We start from the raw sequence: 849 nt of genomic DNA, 5'->3' as shown, positions 1-849 counted from the left end.
GGGCGACTAAGTCGAAGCGCTGACGTTCATTCTCGGGGTTACGAGCGCCTGTGGGAACGGGAATCTCTTGCCAGTGTTCACCGCCATCCTCGGTGCGCCAGAGGTGTGGCCCCCATCCAATGAGATAGCCCCGCTGGGCATCGATAAACCGCAGTGCCGAAATATTCTGGTTTTCCGGCCAGTGCAACCGTTCCCAGGATTCCCCCTGGTCGGTGGATTTAAAGAACTGGGTAATTTGAGGGCGGTTCTGCTGCCCCGGAGGGGTTTCAGCAGTACGGTCCGACCACCCGGTGGCAAGGTAAAGTGTTGCCCAATCTGGTGAAAGCCACCAATCCGCCTGCTGTGCGGGTTCCTGGAAGCGTCGTTCGATTCCGTTTTCGATAGTTCCTGCTAAAATACGTACTGTACGACGGTTGGCTATTTCGCTTACGTTGCTCATCCATGGCTCCGTAGGCTCGGCTCTCTTAGGGTCACTTCTTTCTTCACGTGGTTTGAAGGTTGTCTCGGGGTTCGTAAGCTTCATAGATAGTACCTGCTCACCCCGAATGCGAAAGTCTCCTGGCCCGTAGGGAGTATCTTCTTTCATAAAATCGTTGCTAACACGCTCCCAGCTTGTGCCATGGGTAAATACCCAGTAGCCCAGTAACACCACGCCCAGCGTGATGGTGTAGCGCCACTTCATTTACGGAATCTCGCGCCGATAGAGTGAGTAGCCCGCCACACGCCAGCGTTCGCCTGTGTTGGTATCGTAGTAGCCTCCCTGGGCACTACGGCCTTCATCCTCTATCTGCCAGCGGGCACCACCATCGTAGCTGACCGCAGTCACATCCTTACCCAGCAGGCTCCCTT

General features: G+C 55.8%; 1 protein-coding gene. It reads right to left on the bottom strand.

The features are described 5' to 3' along the window. Positions 1–682, bottom strand: a 682-nt coding sequence (locus tag HP566_RS03155) for a WD40/YVTN/BNR-like repeat-containing protein (RefSeq protein ID WP_425348166.1), incomplete at its 3' end; no start/stop codon positions are given. Positions 683–849: the final 167 nt, after the last annotated feature.

Origin of the sequence: Vreelandella olivaria (genome assembly GCF_023507745.1) — a bacterium.
GTDB classification, from domain to species: Bacteria; Pseudomonadota; Gammaproteobacteria; order Pseudomonadales; family Halomonadaceae; genus Vreelandella; species Vreelandella olivaria_A.
This window is presented reverse-complemented; position numbering and strand designations above follow the sequence as displayed.